Below are 16,934 nucleotides of genomic sequence, written 5' to 3'. Positions count from 1 at the left end.
CGGCACGGCACGGTGGGCCCCGGGGTGGGGTGGGAGGTGTCATGTGGTGATTCCCGGGGTGGTGGTCAGTCGCTGGTAGCCGCCGGTGGCGTGGCGGACGGTGAGGACCACCGCCTGTCCCGGGCGGGCCCCGGCGACCGCGCGGGCCAGGTCCGCCGCCGTGTCGACCCGTGTTCCGCCGAAGGCGAGGAGCACGTCGCCGCGGACCAGGCCCGCCGTGTAGCCGGGGCCGGGGACGTGGACGCCGACCACCCGGGCTCCGGGCCCGTCGCCGTCCACCACCTCCACGCCCAGCGTCGGACGCACCGGTGCGGGCGCAAAGGCGGGTGCCGGATCCGTGCGCCCCGGGGTGACCGCCTGCCGCTGCTGCTCGGCGGGGACGACGGGCCTGCCCCGGGCGATCACCGTGACGCCCACCGCCCCGAGGCCGACCCCGGACAGGACCAGGACGATCCCGGCGAGCAGCCCGCACACCAGGGTCGCGAGCCGGCGGCCCCGGCGGCGCGGGGCGAGCGGGCGCCGTACCGGGCCGCCGTGCCCGCCGCCACCGGGCTCCCGTCCGGGCATCGGCTTGGGACGCAACGCTGTCTGTTCCATCGACCGCCTCCGGCTGCCGCAGTTAGGTGGTCGGTCAGCCCACGGGGAGGGCGGGGGCCGGCGGGCGGTCCGGGAGGAAGGCGTGGGCCCGGCGGCCCAGCCACTCGGCCTTGTAGCGGTCGGCGTTGCGGTGCCAGTTGAGGATGCCCGCCATCCAGTTCTGGAGGTCGGCGACATAGCCGAGCATGGCCGCCCGCGCCTCCTCGGACAGTGCGAAGTCGTCGCAGACGACGGGGATCTCATGGGCCACGACATGCTCGAACTGGCGCATGCGCTGGTTCATCAGGTCCTGGACGACCTTGAGCGCGGCCGGGTAGTCGATGCCGAAGAAGTGCTGGACGACCAGGATCGCGTTGTGGATCTCGCCCTCGTACTCGATCTCCTTCTGGTACGAGAAGACGTCGTTCAGCAGGCAGGCGTAGTCGACGGCGGCGTTCTCCATGGAGCGGACCGGGCCGCTGCGGTAGACCTCGGCGGGGATCGCCGGGCCGCGTCCCGTCCGGCACAGGCTCAGGGTGAGGTCGGAGCCGAAGGTGGCACGCCGCATCTCCAGGTAGTCGACCGGGTCGGGGACGCGGTTCTGGAGCTGGTTGGACAGCTCCCACACCCAGCTCTCGGTCATCGAGTCGACCGCCCGCTTCAGGGTGCTCCGCTGATCGGCGGTCATCTCCGCGGTGGTGCGCGCCCACAGGTCGGTCAGGCTCCGCTCCATGGCGTTGAGCGGGACAGGCGCCGCCTCCCCCGCCACGGGCATGCAGGCCGACAGGCGGGCCGTGGTCGCCTTCGCGGCGACCAGGTCGCGGCGGTGGCCGTACACCAGCGGGTAGTAGTCGTCGCCGTAGGTGCCGAAGGCGAGCCACTGCGCGCTCAGGTCGAGCGCCTCGGGCGTGGCGTCCGGATCGATGCCGGCCGAGCACAGCGCCAGGTCGTAGGCGGCGAGCTTGTCCTCGTCCCACACGCCCTCCTCGAGGATGCCCATGCCGTGGCACCAGTCGACGAGCCGTCCCCGCGAGCGGTCCAGATGCGGGCTCAGCCCCAGCGGGTAGGGCATGCGCAGGTCGGGGATGCGGGACGGACCGACCTTCTCGAAGGGCATGTGCGTGTACGCGCGCAGCCTCTCCGCCCCGGCCGCCGCGAGCAGCGCGCCCACGTCGGCCGCCGAGGCACCGGGGCCCGCCGGGCGCTGCCACGGGTCGGTGGACCGGGCCCCCTTGTTCATGTACCGGCTGGAGCGCATGTGCCACTCGTGGCCGCCGGACTGCCAGTCCTGGAGACCCTTGGTGTACGCCGCCACGGCCGCGGTCCCCGCCGGGGAGAGGCCCTTCTCCAGGGCCAGCGCGGGCACTTCGGTCAGCGCGGTGTGCTCGAACTGGTGCAGACGGGAGGTGAGGACGTCGTTGACGGAGTCGGCGGCCTCCTGGGTGGTGCACCCGAAGAAGGTCTCCAGGACCAGGACGCCGTTGCTCAGCTCCCCTTCGTCCTCGACCTCCCGCTGGTAGGAGAACAGGTCGTTGCGCAGGTGCACGGCGTCGGAGAAGGTCTCCATCAGCACCCGGAGCGGCCGGGTCCCGGCGACGGCGGCGGGCACCTCGGCGGTCGCGTACTCCACCAGCCCCGCCGACCAGGGCGCGCCGCCGACCTTGCGGCGCATCTCGATGTACTCGACGGGGTTGGCGATCCGCCCCTCGTTGATGTTCGACAGCTCCCACAGGGACTCGTTGAGCAGATGCTCGGTCGCCACCGCGAACCGGCGGCGCCAGTCGGCCGACATCGACGGCACCGTACGCGCCCACAGGTCGGCGAGACCGGCCTCGACGGGGTTGCGCGGCTCGGGAACGGAGGTCTCGAGGTCGAGGGGCATGAACAGGGGCAGCCGGTCCAGGTAGGCCTTGCCGCCCGCCCGGTCCTGGCTGCGCTTGAAGGTCTCCAGGAAGTGGTCGTCGAAGAAGAAGACCCACACGTACCAGTCGGTGATGAGCGACAGGGCGGGTCCGTCGCAGTCGGGGTGGGTGGAGGCGCAGAGCAGTCCGTAGTCGTGCGCGTCGAGGTCGGACTGCTCCCAGATCCCGGAGCCCTCCAGCATGCCCATGTCGCGCGCCCACCGCGTCGAGTGGGCGCGGGCCTCGTCGACGTGCGGGTTGAGCCGCGCGGGATACGGCATGTAGAAGTGCGGGAGTTCGAAGGGCTGCTGCGTCATGGCCGGGCCCTACCCGCGACGCTCCGGCACCATCCGTACGCACCAACGCGATCACTCCATCGCGTGAATCCGCACGTGAACCGGGGTGTCGCGCCGTGCGGCCGGCCGGTCGGCTCCCGACCTGTCAGACGACGACGATCTCCCGCTCCAGCCGGGTGGCGAGGCTCAGGTAGCGGGGGCGGCGGTGCACCGGCACCAGGCCGCGGATCAGCAGGTGCCACATCTCGGTCGTCCTGCGGGGCAGCCGCGCCAGGGGTTCCAGGGGCCGGCCGGCGACCCGGGTGCCGACGAAGAAGCAGACGAGGGAGTGCGCGACGGCGTGGACGTCGACGTCCTGCTGGATCTCGTACTCCTTGACGGCGCCGAGGAGTTTGCCGGTGGCGATCTCCAGCCACTCGGTGAACGGGTGCCGCAGCGGCGGACGCAGTTCGACTCCCCCGGTGGCCAGTCGCAGTCCGGCGCGGGTGACCGGGCCCTCCACGGTGAGGCGGGTGAGCGCGTAGGTGATGCGTATCAGGGCTTCCAGCGACGAGTGGCCCTGCTCGTCCACGTGGCTGGTCACCTGCTGGGCGGCCCGGGACTGCAACTCCAGGATGGCGTGGGCCAGATCCTCCTTGGCCGCGAAGTGGAAGTACAGGGCGCCCTTGGTGACGTGTGCGTGTGCGACGATGTCGCTCAGGCTGGTCCGTTCGTAGCCGTGCCGGTCGAACAGGTCGGCGGCGGCCTTGATGATCGTCGCGCGGGTCTGTTCGGCGCGTAACTGCCTCGGCATGGATCGAACACTCCCGGGCCGTAACGAACGAGGCGTGCCGTTTGTTTCTCACTCCGCGTACACGATAACTCACGGCTCCGACGCGTCCACCAGGGCCCCTTGGCCCTCTGCCGTCACTCTGCCGTCACCGGCGGCGCCCCGGCGACTCCCGCCGCCGGCCGAAGCAGACGGCGCGCGCTGTATCGAGGCCCGCGCGTGCCCGCGCTCATGTACCGCCGCCCGCAGGTCGGGACGACCCACGAGGAACACCGCCTTCCGCCGGCGGCGGGGGGGCCGACCGATCCGGGGCGGGCTTGCTACCCGGGCTCGACGGCTTCCGCGCCTCTCCGCTCGTACCGACGGACCGCCGCCGCGAGAGCGAGACCGTACGGTCCCAGGACGGCGGCGAGCAGGAGGTAGTAGGACAGGGGAAGCTCCGTCATCCCCAGCAGCGGGCCCAGCGGACTGACCGGGAGCAGCAGCCCGACGAGGGAGAGGACGGCCGCGGCCCAGGCGACGGGTCCGAGCAGCCTCCGCCGGCCGCCCTCGTTCCGGCCGGTGCGCAGGAGCACCATCACCAGGGCCTGGGTCAGCAGGTTCTCGGTGAACCAGGCCGAGTGGAAGACGGCCTCGTCGTTCAGCGCGTCGGGCCCCCACAGGACGAGGGCGAGGACGGCGAAGGTGGCGAAGTCCGCGACCGCGTTGAGCGCGCCGAACCCGGTGATGAACCGCAGGAAGGCGCGCGGCCGCAGCATGGTCGGGCGGCGCAGTACCACCCTTCCCGGACGGTCGTGGGCGAAGGACGACTGGGCCGCGTCGAAGCAGAGGTTCTGGACGAGCACCTGCACCGGGAGCATCGGCAGGAAGGGCAGCAGCAGGCCCGCGACGAGCATCGCTATGACGTTGCCGAGGTTGGAGGAGAGCGTGACGCGCAGGTAGGAGGCGATGTTGCCGCTGGCCCGCCGGCCGGCCACCACGGCGTGGCCGATCGCCGTGAGGTCCTTGTCGGCGAGCACCACGTCGGCGCTCTCCCGGGCGATGTCGCAGGCCGCCCGCGGGGCGACGCCGACGTCGGCGGCCCGCAGCGCGGGCACGTCGTTGGCGCCGTCGCCGAGGAAGCCGACGGTGTGGCCGGCGGTCCGCAGCGCGGCGACGACCCGGGCCTTGTCGTCCGGCGTGCAGCGGGCGAGGACGGTGGAACGCGTCGCGGCCGCGGCAAGGGCGCCGTCCCGGCCGGGTCCGGAGCCCGCGGTGTGCACCTCCCCCACGTCGAGCCCCAGGTCACGGCAGACGCGCGCCGCCGTGCCGGGGTGGTCGCCGGTGAGGATCTTCACGGTGACACCGGCCTCGGCGAGCCCGCGCAGGGCCTCGGCGGCGGTCGGCGCGAGCGCGTCGCGGAAGGCGATCAGGCCGCGGAAGGTCAGGCCCCGCTCGTCGGCGGGGGTGTAGTCGCCGGTGCGGGCGGAGCGCTCGGCCGTGGCCAGGGCCAGCAGCCGCAGCCCGGTGTCCGCCTCGTGCGCGGCGAGTTCCCGCAGCCGCTCGCACTCGGCGGGCTCGAGGACGCAGCGCTCCAGTACGTCCTCCACGGCGCCCCGGACGACGAGGACGTGCCTGCCGAACCGGCCCCGCACCACGGCGGTGGCCAGGCGCCGTACCGGGTCGAAGGGGATGGCCGCGATCCCGTCGTGGTCCTCGCCGACCGCTCCGGCGGCCTCCAGGAGCGCCTCGTCGAGCGCGTCCGGCGCGGGCAGTTCGGCCAGCTGGAGGGTCCACCAGGCGCCGACCGCGGCCCAGTGCAGCACCTCCGGGTCGTCGCGGCCGTCCGCGTCGAGGGCCCGTTCGACGACGGGCCGGTCCTGGGTGAGGGTGCCGGTCTTGTCGACGCAGAGCACGTCGACGGCGCCCAGGTCGTGCAGTGCGGGCAGCCGCTTGACGATGACGCCGTGCGCCCCCGCGAGCTGCCGGGTGCCGCGGGCCAGGCAGAGGGTGACGATCACGGGCAGCATCTCGGGCGTGAGCCCGACGGCCACCGCCACGGCGAACGGCAGGGTCTCCAGGCCGCGCCCCCGCAGCGCCGCGTTCGCCATCAGCACCAGCGGCGGCGTCAGCAGCATGAACCGGATGAGCACCCAGGAGATGCCCTGCACGGAGCGGTCGAAGGCGCTGGGGCCGGCCTGCTCCGCGCGCCCGCGGCCCGCGGTGCCGTGGACGGCGGCGAACCGGGTCCGCGCCCCGGTGCGCACCACCACGGCGGTGGCCGTGCCGGTGGCGACGCTGCTGCCCTGGAAGCACAGGTGCGGCTGTCCGAACGGGCCGTGTTCCGCGAGCCCCGGTTCCTCCACGGCCGCCTTGGCGACCGGGGCGGATTCGCCGGTGAGCGCCGCCTGGTGCACGGTCAGTCCCCGGGCGTGCAGCAGTCGCACGTCGGCCGGTACGAGGTCGCCGGGTCCGAGCCGGAGGACGTCGCCCGGCACCAGTTCGGTGACCGGGACCTCCCGGGCGCGCGGCCGTTGCCCGTCGGCCGTCCGCCGCAGCACCGTGGCGGTGCCGGCGACCAGCTCTCGGAGGGCGCCCATGGACCGGTCGGCCCGGTGTTCGCCGGTCGCGCGCAGCACACAGCTGACCACGACCAGGCTGAGGATCACCGCGGCGGTCCCCCAGGAGGCGACGAGCGTGGAGACCAGGCCCAGGCAGAGCAGTACGGACGTGAACGGGTCCCGCAGGGAGCGCGCCCACAGCAGGGGCCAGGACGGGCCGCGCACCTCGGGAACCGTGTTCTCGCCGACCTCCGCCAGCCGGGTCTCCGCCTCGGCGTCGGTCAGCCCGCGCGGGCCGCTGTCGAGCCGTCGCAGTACCTGGAGGGGCGTTCCGTCGGGCGCGGCCGGGAGGGCCGCCGCCAGTTCAGAGGCCACGGACGCGGCGCGCCGGGGCGTCGACGGCGGCGCCCCGGTCGGTGAGCCGGGCGACCGTGAGCCGTACGACGTCGACCACGTCGGGGTCGTCGACGAAGTAGACCTGCCGCCGGCCCTCGCGGCGGGAGCGGACGAGACCGGCGAGCTTCAGCTTGGTCAGGTGCTGGCTGACGGCGGGCAGCGCTCCACCGACCCGCTCCGCGAGCCCGGTGACGTCACTCTCGCCCTGGGCCAGGGCCCACACGATGTGCAGCCGGGCGGGCGAGGCGAGCAGCCCGAAGGCCGCGGCCGCCTCCGCGAGCACGTCGGCGGGCGGATCCTCGAAGCCACTGCGGGCTGCCGCCACGGTCGTCTTCCTCCTGTTCGCGCACGCCCGCACGCCGGTACGGGCCGCACCAGTCTAGGCGGCCGGGCCCGGACGGGACCCGCCTGGACCCGTCCGGGCCCGCCTGGACCCGCCTGGACCCGCCTGGACCCGTCCGCCGGAACTTATCCGTCGCCCCGTCAGTTTCTACGTTGCTGTAGATGCAGCACCGAACGTGTCAGGCCACCCGACACCACACTTGGAGAGCACATGGCCCTGTGGGACCGCATCAAGGACTCCGCGACGCAGATGCAGACCCAGCTCGTGGCGAAGAAGAACGACCTGAAGAGCGGCGCCTTCCGGGACGCGAGCATGGCGATGTGCGCCCTCGTGGCCGCCGCCGACGGCACCGTCGACCCTTCGGAGCGTCAGCGTGTCGCACAGCTGATCGCCGGCAACGAGGTGCTGCAGAACTTCCCCGCGGACGACCTGCGCCGCCGCTTCGAGGACAACCTGGGCAAGCTGACCGCCGACTTCGACTTCGGCAAGGTCAGCGTGTTGCAGGAGATCGCCAAGGCGAAGAAGAAGCCCGCCGAGGCCCGTGCCGTCGTCCAGATCGGCATCGTCATCGGCGGCGCGGACGGCGACTTCGACAAGGCCGAGCAGGCCATGGTCCGCGAGGCCTGCTTCGCCCTGGGGCTGCCGCCGCACGAGTTCGACCTCTGAGCCGGCGGCTTCTTCGGGCCCGCGCCTCGCCGGGTGCCGGACGGTCGTCCGTCCGGCACCCGGCGTGCGGGCGGTGTCACGGCCCCGCGGGCCCGTGTCCACCGCGGTGGATCAGCCGAGGCCCGCGGACTTCAGCCACGCCTTGGCCACGTCGAGCGGGTCCTTGTGCTGCGTCTGCACCTGGGTGTCCAGGTCCAGCAGGGTGGCCGTGTCCAGCTTGGCGGAGACCGCGTTGAGCGCGTCGACGCCCTTCTGGTCCAGGCCGGACTTGTACACCAGCGGCTGGACGTTCTCGAAGCCGAAGAGGTTCTTCGGGTCCTGGAGGACGACGAACTTCTCCTTGGCGATGGTCGGATCCGTGGTGAACACGTCGGCGACCTGCACGGTGTTCTTCTTCAGCGCCGCCTGGGTCAGCGGGCCGCCCGCGTCCAGCGCCTTGAAGGACTTGAAGTCCAGGCCGTACTCGGACGTCAGGCCCTTCAGGCCCTGGTGCCGGGTCTGGAACTCCGGCGAGCCGCCGATGACCAGGTCCTTGGCGGCGTCCTTGAGGTCGGCGATCGTGGACTTCTCGGTGAGCCCGTACTTCTTCGCCGTCGCGGCGTTGACGGTGACGGAGTCCTTGTCCTGCGCGGGCGCGGGGTCGAGCAGGGTCAGCCCGGAGTCCAGCTTGGCGGTGATGGCCTCCGTGGTCGCCTCGACCGTCGTCGGGGCGGCCTTGGAGTCGAGGTAGGCCAGCAGCGCCCCGTTGTACTCGGGCAGCACGGTGACCGAGCCGTTCTTGAGCAGACCGTAGGTGGTCTCGCGGCTGCCGATGTTGGGCTTGTACTCGACCTTGACGCCCTTGGCCTTCAGGGCCTCGCCGTAGATGTCGGCGACCAGGATGCTCTCGGCGAAGTTGTTGGAGCCGACGACGACCGTGTCGCCGCCCGCGCTGCCCTCCGCGAGCGGGTCCTTGCCGGAGCTGCCGCCGGACGAACACCCCGCGAGGAGCGCCGAGACGGCTGCGAGTGCGATGGCGGCCGCCCCGAGGTGGCTCTTGCTGGACGTGGTGCTCTTCGTGTTGGAAGTCACAATTCCCGTTCCCGGCTGAGAGGTTGGTCGGGCGCATGGCAGCGGCGGCGGCACGCGGGGTGCGATTGCCGCGGTTTGATCCAATCCAGCCGCTTCTTCGTCAGTCAAGAGGGACCGGGTCACCGATCGGCCTCGATGCGTGGCGGGCGGTGGCGGCGAGGCACCTCCGGGGCGTCCGGAACCCGGGGTGCCGCTCCGTCCTCCGCGGTCAGCCGCCACGGCGCACCCCGGGCGAGACCGCCAGTCGCGCGACCGCCCAGAACAGCGCGAGCGTCGCCAGCGCCAGCACGGCGACCAGGGCGGCCCCGCCCGCGACCTTCTCGTAGTCGTGCTGGTAGAGGCCGTCCACGATGTACCGGCCGAGGCCGCCGAGGGTGACGTACGCGGCGATGGTGGCCGTGGAGACGATCTGGATGGCCGCCGAACGCAGTCCGCTGAGGATCAGCGGGAGCGCGACGGGCAGCTCGACCTGGAACAGAACGCGCGACTCGGCCATGCCCATGCCACGAGCGGCGTCCACCGGCGAGGGATCGACGGAGCGCATCGCCTCGTAGGTCGTGATCAGGATCGGCGGGACGGCGAGGACGACCAGCGGGATCATCACGGGGATCTTGCCGAAGCCGAGCAGGATCACCATCAGCACCAGCAGGCCGAAGCTGGGCAGTGCCCGCCCGGCGGTGGCGATCAGGGCGAGGGCGTTGCCGCCGCGCCCGTAGTGCCCGGTGACCAGGCCGACCGGCAGCCCGATGAGGGCGGCCAGGCCCAGGGCCGTCAGGGAGTACTGGACGTGTTCCACGAGGCGGGTGGGGATGCCGTCGTAGCCCTTCCAGTGGGCGGCGTCGCCGAAGAAGGCGTTGACGAAGTGGAGTACGTTCACCGGGCTGCGTCCTCCAGTGCGGGCGTGGCCGACTCGGGCCGCGCCTCGGCGTCCGACGGGGTGCGGTGGCGGGTGCCGCGCGGCATCCAGGGGGTCAGCAGCAGGCGTACGAGGACGAGCAGGGCGTCGACGACGACCGCGAGGGCCGCCGTGGTGAGGACGGAGTTCCAGGCGAGTTCGGGCCGGTCGTAGATCTGCGCGTCGTGGAGCAGATTGCCGAGGGCGCCCTGGTTGCCGATCAGCATCCCGACGCTGACGAGGGAGATGCTGGAGACGGCGGCCACCCGCAGCCCCGCGATGATCGCGGGCACCGCGATCGGCAACTGCACCTGGAGATACCGGCGTACGGGTCCCAGACCCATGGCGGTGGCCGCGGCCAGCGTCTCCGGCGGCACCGAGCGGACGCCGTCGACGATCGCCGGGACGAGCACGACGAGGCTGTAGACGGCGAGCGGGATCATCACGGTCAGCTCGGTCTGGCCGGTGTAGTCGATGAGGACGACGAAGAACGCCAGCGACGGGATCGCGTACAGCACGGTCGTCAGGCCCAACACGGGCGGGTACAGCCACCGGAACCGCACGCACAGCTGGGCCACGGGCAGCGCGGCAAGGAGGCCGGCCAGGACCGGCAGCAGGGCCTCGCGCAGGTGCAGTCCGATCAGGCCGAACCAACTGTGCTGGAGGTCGCTCGGAATGTCGAAGAATCGGTTCATCCGGCGACACCGGCCTCGGCGCCGGTCTCTGCTCCGGCGTCGGCGGCCCCCGCAGCGGTCCCCGCGCCGGCCTCCGGCCCGGTGCCCCCCTCGGCGTGGGCGCTGCGGATCGCCTCGCCGATGGTCTGCTGGGAGACGACACCGACCGCGCGTCCGGTGCCGTCCACGGCGACCGCCCAGCCGGTCGGCGAGAGCACGGCGCAGTCGAGGGCGGCGCGCAGCGAGTCGGTGCCGTACGCGAAGGGCCGCCCGTGGGACAGGAGCCGTGCGGCGTCGACGGGGCCGTCGGCCAGGGCGTCCGGCTCGCTCCAGCCGAGGGGCCTGCCGTCCGGGTCGGTGACGAGGAGGTAGGGCATCTCGGGGGTGACGCGGGCGGCGACCTGCTCGGCGGTGGAGTCGGCGGGGACGATCGGGGTCTTCGTCAGCTCCAGTCCCCCGGAGGCGAAGAAGGAGAGCCGGCGGATGCCGCGGTCGATGCCGAGGAAGTCCTCGACGAAGTCGTCCGCGGGCGCGGAGAGCAGTTCGGCGGGCGGGGCGTACTGGGCGAGCCGGCCGCCGGTGCGCAGGACCGCGACCATCGTGCCGATCTTCACGGCCTCGTCGATGTCGTGCGTGACGAAGACGATGGTCTTGCCCAGCTCCTCCTGGATGCGGAGCAGTTCGTCCTGCAGGCCCTTGCGCACCACCGGGTCGACGGCGGAGAACGGCTCGTCCATCAGCAGCACCGGCGGGTCGGCGGCGAGCGCCCGCGCCACACCGACGCGTTGCTGCTGGCCGCCGGAGAGCTGGTACGGGTACCGCTTGGCGAGCGAGGTATCGAGACCGACCCGCTCCATCAACTCCGCCGCCCGCGCGCGGGCCCTCTGTCTGCTCCAGCCGAGCAGGCGGGGCACGGTCGCGATGTTGTCGACGATGGTGCGGTGCTGGAAGAGCCCTGCGTTCTGGATGACGTACCCCATCGACCGGCGCAGGGTGTTGACGGGCTGCTCCTGGATGTCGACGCCGTCGAGGAGGATGGTGCCCCCGGTCGGCTCCACCATCCGGTTGATCATGCGCAGCGTGGTGGTCTTGCCACATCCCGACGGTCCGACGAGGACGGTGATCGAGCGGTCCGGTATGTCGAGGGAGAGCCGGTCGACCGCCAGGGTGCCGTCCGGATACCGCTTGGTGACTGAATCTATCCGTATCAAAACGCCGAATACCCTTCGGGTCTGGCAGGAGCTGTCCGCTCTCGGCCGCGGTCACGCGGGCCGTTGCGAGGAGAGTCCGAGCGCCTTGTGCCGTGCGACGTCCGCACGCGACACCCCCCGTCCCCCGTTGACCGCTCTGTGCGCAAGCTGTGAGTCCACGGCGCGTGGGCCCGCCCGACCGGACGGTCCCAGGCCCCGTGGCGCCTTTCGACAGCCACGCCTACCCAGCATCGCGCCGGCGACACCGGCCGGTCGACGCGATCCGCGCCACCCGCGCCGCACCGCGCCACCGGCGCGCCCCGGCGCCGCCGCCCCGGCATGCCGCGGGGGCGGGCCCCTTGAGGCCCGTCCCCTGGACGGGTGCGGCCATGGCCGGGTCAGGTCCGGCCGGGGCCGCCGCCGCCGAAGGATCCGCTGCTGCCCGGGTGCCAGCGCCGCCGGTGCTGGTCCTGGCTGCGGCGGGTTCCGGTGGCGTGCAGCTCATACGGCATGAGCCGCTCCCCGTCGTCCGGGTGGAGCTCGTCCAGCTCCCGCATCTCCCTGATCTCGTGGACGGCGCCGGTGACCGGCAGGTGCGGCTGCTCCGCCTCGGTCGGCCGGTCCGGCTCGCGGCGCATCACCCCGATGCCCATGCCGACGGCCCACACCAGGGCGATCACGATGACGAGTCCACCGATGAAGGCGCCGAAGGTGGCCCACACATTGGGTGCCACGGCCAGCACGGCGTAGGAGGCTATGTCCATGTCTTCCACCCGCCTCACCAAGGAAAGCGAAGAGTGCCGGTGGCGCCGATGACGCCACCTGTGTCCCACATTGTCCCACTGTGAGAGTGCCCCGCAAAGCGCCCGCCACCCCCCGGGACGGTGGCCGACCGGGTAGCCGCCGGCGACTTGGCCGTGGCCGCCGGTGCTGGAAAATGAGCATATGGCCGGATCTCCGCGCAAGCCCACGAGGTGGCGGCGCCCGGTGCCGGGCGCGCGCAGCTTCGCCGCGCAGGCGTTCGCCCTCCAGATGGTGATCCTGCTGGTGCTCATCGTCGCCGCGGGTGTCGTCCTGGTGCTCCAGACCCGGAGCAACAGCCTGGCGGACGCCCGGCACCGCACACGCTCCGTGGCCGACGCCTTCGCCAGCGCCCCGGGGACGGCGGCGGCGCTGGACAGCCACCATCCGACGCCGATCCTCCAGCCACGCGCCGAGGAGGCCAGGAAGCGGACGGGAGTGGCCTTCGTCGTCGTCTACCGGCCGGACGGCATCCGGCTCACGCATCCCGACCCCGCCCTGATCGGCAAGCACGTCATCGGTCCGTACCGGCAGGCGGCGGAGGGCACTCCCTTCACGAAGGTCATCACCGCGAGCCGCGGCCCCGCGGTCGACTCGGCCGTCCCCGTCTTCCGGCCGGACGGCTCGGTCGCCGGCGTCGTGGACGTCGCGATCACACTCGAGACGGTGAACACGACGGTCTGGCACCAGCTGCCGTTCCTGCTCGGAGGTGTCGGGGGAGCCCTCGTCCTGGCCACCTGCGGATCGGCGTGGGCGAGCAGGCGGCTGCGGCGGCAGACCCACGGCCTGGGCCACGTCGAGCTGACGCGGATGTACGAGCACCACGACGCCGTCCTCCACAGCGTGCGCGAGGGCGTCCTCGTCCGGTCGGGCGAGGGCCGGCTGCTCCTTGCCAACGACGAGGCGCGGCGGCTGCTGGACCTGTCGACGGACGCGGAGGGACGCCCGATCGCCGAGCTCGGCCTCGAGCCGCGGGTGGCCGAGCTGCTGTCCTCCGGCCGGGTGGCCAACGACGAGGTGCTCCTCGCCGGAGACCGGCTGCTGGTCGCCAACACCCGCCTCACGGACCGCCGGGGAGGACCGGCCGGCAGTGTGACGACGCTGCGGGACACCACGGAACTGCGCGCCCTCTCGGGCCGGGCCGAGGAGGCCCAGGAGCGGCTGAGGCTGCTGTACGACGCCGGTGTGCGGGTCGGCACCACCCTGGACGTCGTACGGACCGCCGAGGAACTGGCGGAGGTCGTCGTCCCCCGGTTCGCCGACCTGGTCACCGTCGAGCTGCTGGAGCCCGTGCTGTGCGGCGACGAACCGAAGGACACGGCGGACCTGCGCCGCGCCGCCCTCCTCGGCGACGGCCCGGACCCGCCCGTCTTCCCGGTGGGCGAGCGGGTCGTCTGGCTGCCCGGCACCCCCATGGCGGCAGCGCTGGAGAGCGGTCGCGCGGTGCTGGAGGCCGATCTGGGCAACGCCCACGCATGGCGGGTCCAGAACCCGGAGACGGCCACACGGATCCTCGGCCACGGGATCAACTCGCTCCTCGCCGTGCCGATGCGGGCGCGGGGCGTGATGCTGGGACTGGCCGACTTCTGGCGGAGCGAACGGCGCGGCCCCTTCGATGACGACGACCTCTCCCTCGCCGAGGAACTGGTCGCGCGGGCGGCCGTGTCCGTCGACAACGCCCGCCGCTACACCCACGCGCGCGGCGTGGCCGTGGCCCTGCAACGGAGCCTGCTGCCGCGCGGGCGGCCCGAGCAGAACGCGCTGGAGGTGGCCCACCGCTACCTGCCCGCGCAGGCCGGTGTGAGCGGGGACTGGTTCGACGTGATCCCGCTGCCGGGCGCCCGCGTGGCCCTCGTCGTCGGCGACGTCGTCGGGCACGGACTGCACGCCGCCGCCACCATGGGCCGGCTGCGCACCGCCGTCCTCAACTTCTCGACCCTCGACCTGCCGCCCGACGAGATCCTGGCCCACCTCGACGAACTGGTCAGCCGGATCGACCAGGACCGGGCACCCGAGCCCGGGGCCGAGGCCGACGCGGTCACCGGTGCCACCTGCCTGTACGCGATCTACGACCCCGTCGCCGGACGCTGCACCGTGGCGACGGCGGGTCACCCCGGGCCCGCGCTGGTACGTCCCGACGGCACGGTCCACTTCCCCGAGCTGCCCGCCTCCCCGCCCCTCGGCCTGGCGGCGGGCCTGCCCGTCGAGACCGCCGAGCTGGACCTGGCGCAGGGGTCGCTCCTGGTCCTGTACACCGACGGGCTGCTGAAGGACCGGGGCGGCCGGGACGTCGGCACCGCCCTCGCCCTGCTGCGCGACACCCTGGCCGGCCGGCCCGACCGGAGCCCGGAGGACACCTGCCGGGCGGTGATCGACACCGTCCTGCCGCCGCGCCCCGTCGACGACGTCGCGCTGCTGGTGGCCCGCACCCGGCTGCTGGACCCGGCGGACGTCGTGGAGTGGGACGTGTCCCGCGACTCCTCGTCCGTCGCCCCGGTACGCGCGGCGTGCGCCCGGCAGCTGGAGGTGTGGGGGCTGGAGGAGGTGGGCTTCGAGACCGAGCTGATGCTCAGCGAACTGGTCACCAACGCGATCCGCTACGGCAGCGAGCCGATCCGGGTGCGGCTGCTGCGCGACCGCACCCTCGTCTGCGAGGTCTCCGACGGCAGCAGCACCTCACCGCACCTGCGCCGGGCGGCCGTGACGGACGAGGGCGGACGCGGCCTGTTCCTCGTCGCCCAGCTGGCCCGGCGGTGGGGGACGAGGTACACCCCCCACGGCAAGGTCATCTGGACCGAACAGCCCCTGCACGGCGGAGCGGCGCAGGCCGACGCGCAACTGGGCGACCTGCTGCTCGACCAGTGGGACGACGAGACCCTGTGACGGGTGCGCCGCCCGCACTCCGGGACGGAGTCCGTGTCTCCCGGCGCCCACCGAAAGACGCCGCCGCCTCAGTCCTCGTCGGGGGCCAGCCGCAGGGAGATCGAGTTGATGCAGTACCGCTGGTCGGTCGGGGTCGCATACCCCTCGCCCTCGAAGACGTGCCCGAGGTGCGACCCGCAGCGAGCACACCGCACCTCGGTGCGCACCATCCCGTGGGAGCGGTCCTCCACAAGCTCCACGGCGTCGGTGTCCTTCGGGTCGTAGAAGGACGGCCAACCGCAGTGGGACTCGAACTTGGTGCCGGAGGTGAACAGTTCGGCGCCGCAGGCGCGGCAGGAGTAGACGCCCTTGGCCTTGGTGTCGGTGTACTCACCGGTGAAGGCGGGCTCCGTGCCGGCCTTGCGCAGCACGGTGTACTCGGCCGGGCTCAGTTCGGCCCGCCACTGCTCTTCCGGCTTCTCGACGTCGTACGGCATGGGTCTCGCGCCCCTCACTTCGGCAGACGGTCCAGGATGCGCGGTCCGAGGTCGGTGACGTCGCCCGCGCCCATGGTGAGAACGAGATCGCCGGCCTTCGCCATTCCCGCCACCACGTCGGGCACCTCGGCCTTGTCGTGGACGGCCGTCACGTCGGCGTCCGCCGCCCGCGCGGCGTCGACGATCAGCTCGCTGGTGACGCCGGGGAGCGGGTCCTCGCGGGCCGGGTAGATGTCCAGGACGACGGAGGCGTCCGCGAGGGCCAGCGCCTGGCCCATCTCCTTGCCCAGCTCCTGGGTGCGGGAGAACAGGTGCGGCTGGAAGACGACCAGGATCCGGCCGTCGCCCGCGGCCGAGCGCATCGCCTCCAGGTCGGCGGACATCTCGGTCGGGTGGTGTGCGTAGGAGTCGACGACCTGGACGCCGCCGGCCTCGCCCTTGAGTTGCAGGCGCCGCTTGACACCGGTGTACGCGGCCAGCGCGGGGGCGAGTTCGGCGGGCGGGACGCCCAGGGCCGCGCCCGCGGCCAGCGCGGCGACCGCGTTGTGCGCGTAGTGGCGGCCGGGCACGGAGACGGCGAAGGTGAACTCGGTGCCGTCCAGCAGGACGGTGACCTCGCTCCTGAGGCCCTGCGGCACGACCGACAGGATCCGTACGTCGGCGTCCTCGGCCTCGCCGTACGTCACCGTCCGCACCGCACCGGCCACGCGCCGGGTCAGTTCCCTGGCGCCCGGGTGGTCGGCGGCGATCACCAGGGTGCCGCCGGGGACGATCCGGTCCACGAAGGTCTCGAAGGACTCGTAGATCTCGTCCATCGAGGCGTAGTTGGCGTGGTGGTCGAGCTCGACGTTGAGGACGATGGCGACCTCGGGCGCGTACTTGTGGAAGCTGCGGTCCGACTCGTCCGCCTCGGCGACGAAGATCTCGCCGTCGCCGTGCAGCGCGTTGGAGCCGGGGGCGTCCAGGTCGCCGCCGATGGCGTACGACGGCCGCAGGCCCAGCTCGCCGAGGGACACGGCCAGCATCGAGGTGGTCGTCGTCTTGCCGTGGGTGCCGGCGACCGCGATCGGGCGCAGGCCCGCCATCAGGGCGGCCAGCGCATCGGAGCGGTGGACGACCGGGATGCCCAGCTCGGCCGCGCGGACGAGCTCCGGGTTGTCCTCGCGGATCGCCGAGGAGACGACGACGCAGCTGGCGTCGTCGGCGAGGTGCCCGGCCGCGTGCCCGACGTGCACGGTGGCGCCCAGCACGCGCAGCGCCTCGACGGTCGCCGACTCCTTGGCGTCGCTGCCGGCCACCTTGGCGCCGCGCTGCGCGAGGATCTTCGCGATGCCCGACATTCCGGCCCCGCCGATGCCGATGAAGTGCGGTCGGTCCATGGCGGTAGGAAGGCCGGGTGCCATGTGCTGTTCTCCCCAGGTGGTGCGGCTGCGGTACGACGGTGCGGCGCCCCCGTG

General features: G+C 72.9%; 14 protein-coding genes. 2 read left to right on the top strand and 12 right to left on the bottom strand.

The genetic code is table 11. The features are described 5' to 3' along the window. Positions 1-39: 39 nt before the first annotated feature. The 5 genes from ACIHCX_RS06310 to ACIHCX_RS06290 form a co-directional block, all read right to left on the bottom strand. Positions 40-597, bottom strand: coding sequence for a PDZ domain-containing protein (locus ACIHCX_RS06310; protein WP_400027130.1), 558 nt, complete (start codon positions 595-597; stop codon positions 40-42). A gap of 34 nt (positions 598-631) precedes the next feature. Further along, positions 632-2,794 carry a germacradienol/geosmin synthase Cyc2 gene (gene cyc2, locus ACIHCX_RS06305; protein WP_400027128.1) on the bottom strand — a complete coding sequence of 721 codons (2,163 nt, stop codon included), beginning with the start codon at positions 2,792-2,794 and terminating at the stop codon, positions 632-634. A 124-nt stretch (positions 2,795-2,918) separates the two neighbouring features. Beyond that, complete coding sequence (locus ACIHCX_RS06300; RefSeq protein ID WP_400027125.1) at positions 2,919-3,566, bottom strand: ScbR family autoregulator-binding transcription factor; 648 nt, start codon at positions 3,564-3,566, stop codon at positions 2,919-2,921. 296 nt (positions 3,567-3,862) lie between these two features. Then, positions 3,863-6,457 (bottom strand): magnesium-translocating P-type ATPase, encoded by a 2,595-nt coding sequence (gene mgtA / locus ACIHCX_RS06295; protein WP_400027123.1) that lies wholly within the window; start codon positions 6,455-6,457, stop codon positions 3,863-3,865. Beyond that, on the bottom strand, positions 6,447-6,803 hold the full coding sequence (locus ACIHCX_RS06290) for an ArsR/SmtB family transcription factor (protein WP_400027121.1): 357 nt from the start codon (positions 6,801-6,803) through the stop codon (positions 6,447-6,449). Before ACIHCX_RS06290 ends, mgtA begins: the two co-directional genes overlap by 11 nt. Before the next feature lie 228 nt (positions 6,804-7,031). Here ACIHCX_RS06290 and ACIHCX_RS06285 point away from each other — a divergent pair, with 228 nt between their 5' ends. Then, the gene (locus ACIHCX_RS06285) at positions 7,032-7,487 is read left to right on the top strand and encodes a tellurite resistance TerB family protein (protein ID WP_400027119.1); all 456 of its coding nucleotides are present in this window, start codon (positions 7,032-7,034) and stop codon (positions 7,485-7,487) included. A gap of 111 nt (positions 7,488-7,598) precedes the next feature. On the opposite strand, the gene ACIHCX_RS06280 is transcribed toward ACIHCX_RS06285, so the two are convergent. The 5 genes from ACIHCX_RS06280 to ACIHCX_RS06260 form a co-directional block, all read right to left on the bottom strand. Next, entirely contained in the window at positions 7,599-8,558 is a 960-nt protein-coding gene (locus ACIHCX_RS06280) for an ABC transporter substrate-binding protein (protein WP_400027117.1), read from the bottom strand. A gap of 208 nt (positions 8,559-8,766) precedes the next feature. Next, positions 8,767-9,435, bottom strand: a complete 669-nt coding sequence (locus tag ACIHCX_RS06275) for an ABC transporter permease (RefSeq protein ID WP_400027115.1) — start codon at positions 9,433-9,435, stop codon at positions 8,767-8,769. Then, positions 9,432-10,148 (bottom strand): ABC transporter permease, encoded by a 717-nt coding sequence (locus tag ACIHCX_RS06270; RefSeq protein WP_400027113.1) that lies wholly within the window; start codon positions 10,146-10,148, stop codon positions 9,432-9,434. The genes ACIHCX_RS06275 and ACIHCX_RS06270 overlap by 4 nt, the downstream gene beginning before the upstream one ends. Continuing rightward, positions 10,145-11,338: an ABC transporter ATP-binding protein gene (locus tag ACIHCX_RS06265; RefSeq protein ID WP_400027111.1), complete on the bottom strand. Its 1,194-nt coding sequence runs from the start codon at positions 11,336-11,338 to the stop codon at positions 10,145-10,147. Before ACIHCX_RS06265 ends, ACIHCX_RS06270 begins: the two co-directional genes overlap by 4 nt. A gap of 377 nt (positions 11,339-11,715) precedes the next feature. Further along, the gene (locus ACIHCX_RS06260) at positions 11,716-12,081 is read right to left on the bottom strand and encodes a DUF6479 family protein (RefSeq protein WP_141357191.1); all 366 of its coding nucleotides are present in this window, start codon (positions 12,079-12,081) and stop codon (positions 11,716-11,718) included. A gap of 181 nt (positions 12,082-12,262) precedes the next feature. Between ACIHCX_RS06260 and ACIHCX_RS06255 the strand changes: the two genes are divergently transcribed. After that, positions 12,263-15,001, top strand: a complete 2,739-nt coding sequence (locus ACIHCX_RS06255) for a SpoIIE family protein phosphatase (protein ID WP_400027108.1) — start codon at positions 12,263-12,265, stop codon at positions 14,999-15,001. A gap of 68 nt (positions 15,002-15,069) precedes the next feature. Here the strand turns inward: ACIHCX_RS06255 and msrB are convergent, their stop codons facing one another. Together msrB and murC are read right to left on the bottom strand one after the other, a co-directional pair. Beyond that, the gene (gene msrB / locus ACIHCX_RS06250) at positions 15,070-15,477 is read right to left on the bottom strand and encodes a peptide-methionine (R)-S-oxide reductase MsrB (RefSeq protein ID WP_400027106.1); all 408 of its coding nucleotides are present in this window, start codon (positions 15,475-15,477) and stop codon (positions 15,070-15,072) included. Positions 15,478-15,491: 14 nt separating this feature from the next. Beyond that, on the bottom strand, positions 15,492-16,880 hold the full coding sequence (gene murC, locus ACIHCX_RS06245) for a UDP-N-acetylmuramate--L-alanine ligase (protein WP_400027104.1): 1,389 nt from the start codon (positions 16,878-16,880) through the stop codon (positions 15,492-15,494). Positions 16,881-16,934: the final 54 nt, after the last annotated feature.

This window comes from Streptomyces sp. NPDC052043 (genome assembly GCF_044548235.1).
Lineage (GTDB): Bacteria > Actinomycetota > Actinomycetes > Streptomycetales > Streptomycetaceae > Streptomyces.
This window is presented reverse-complemented; position numbering and strand designations above follow the sequence as displayed.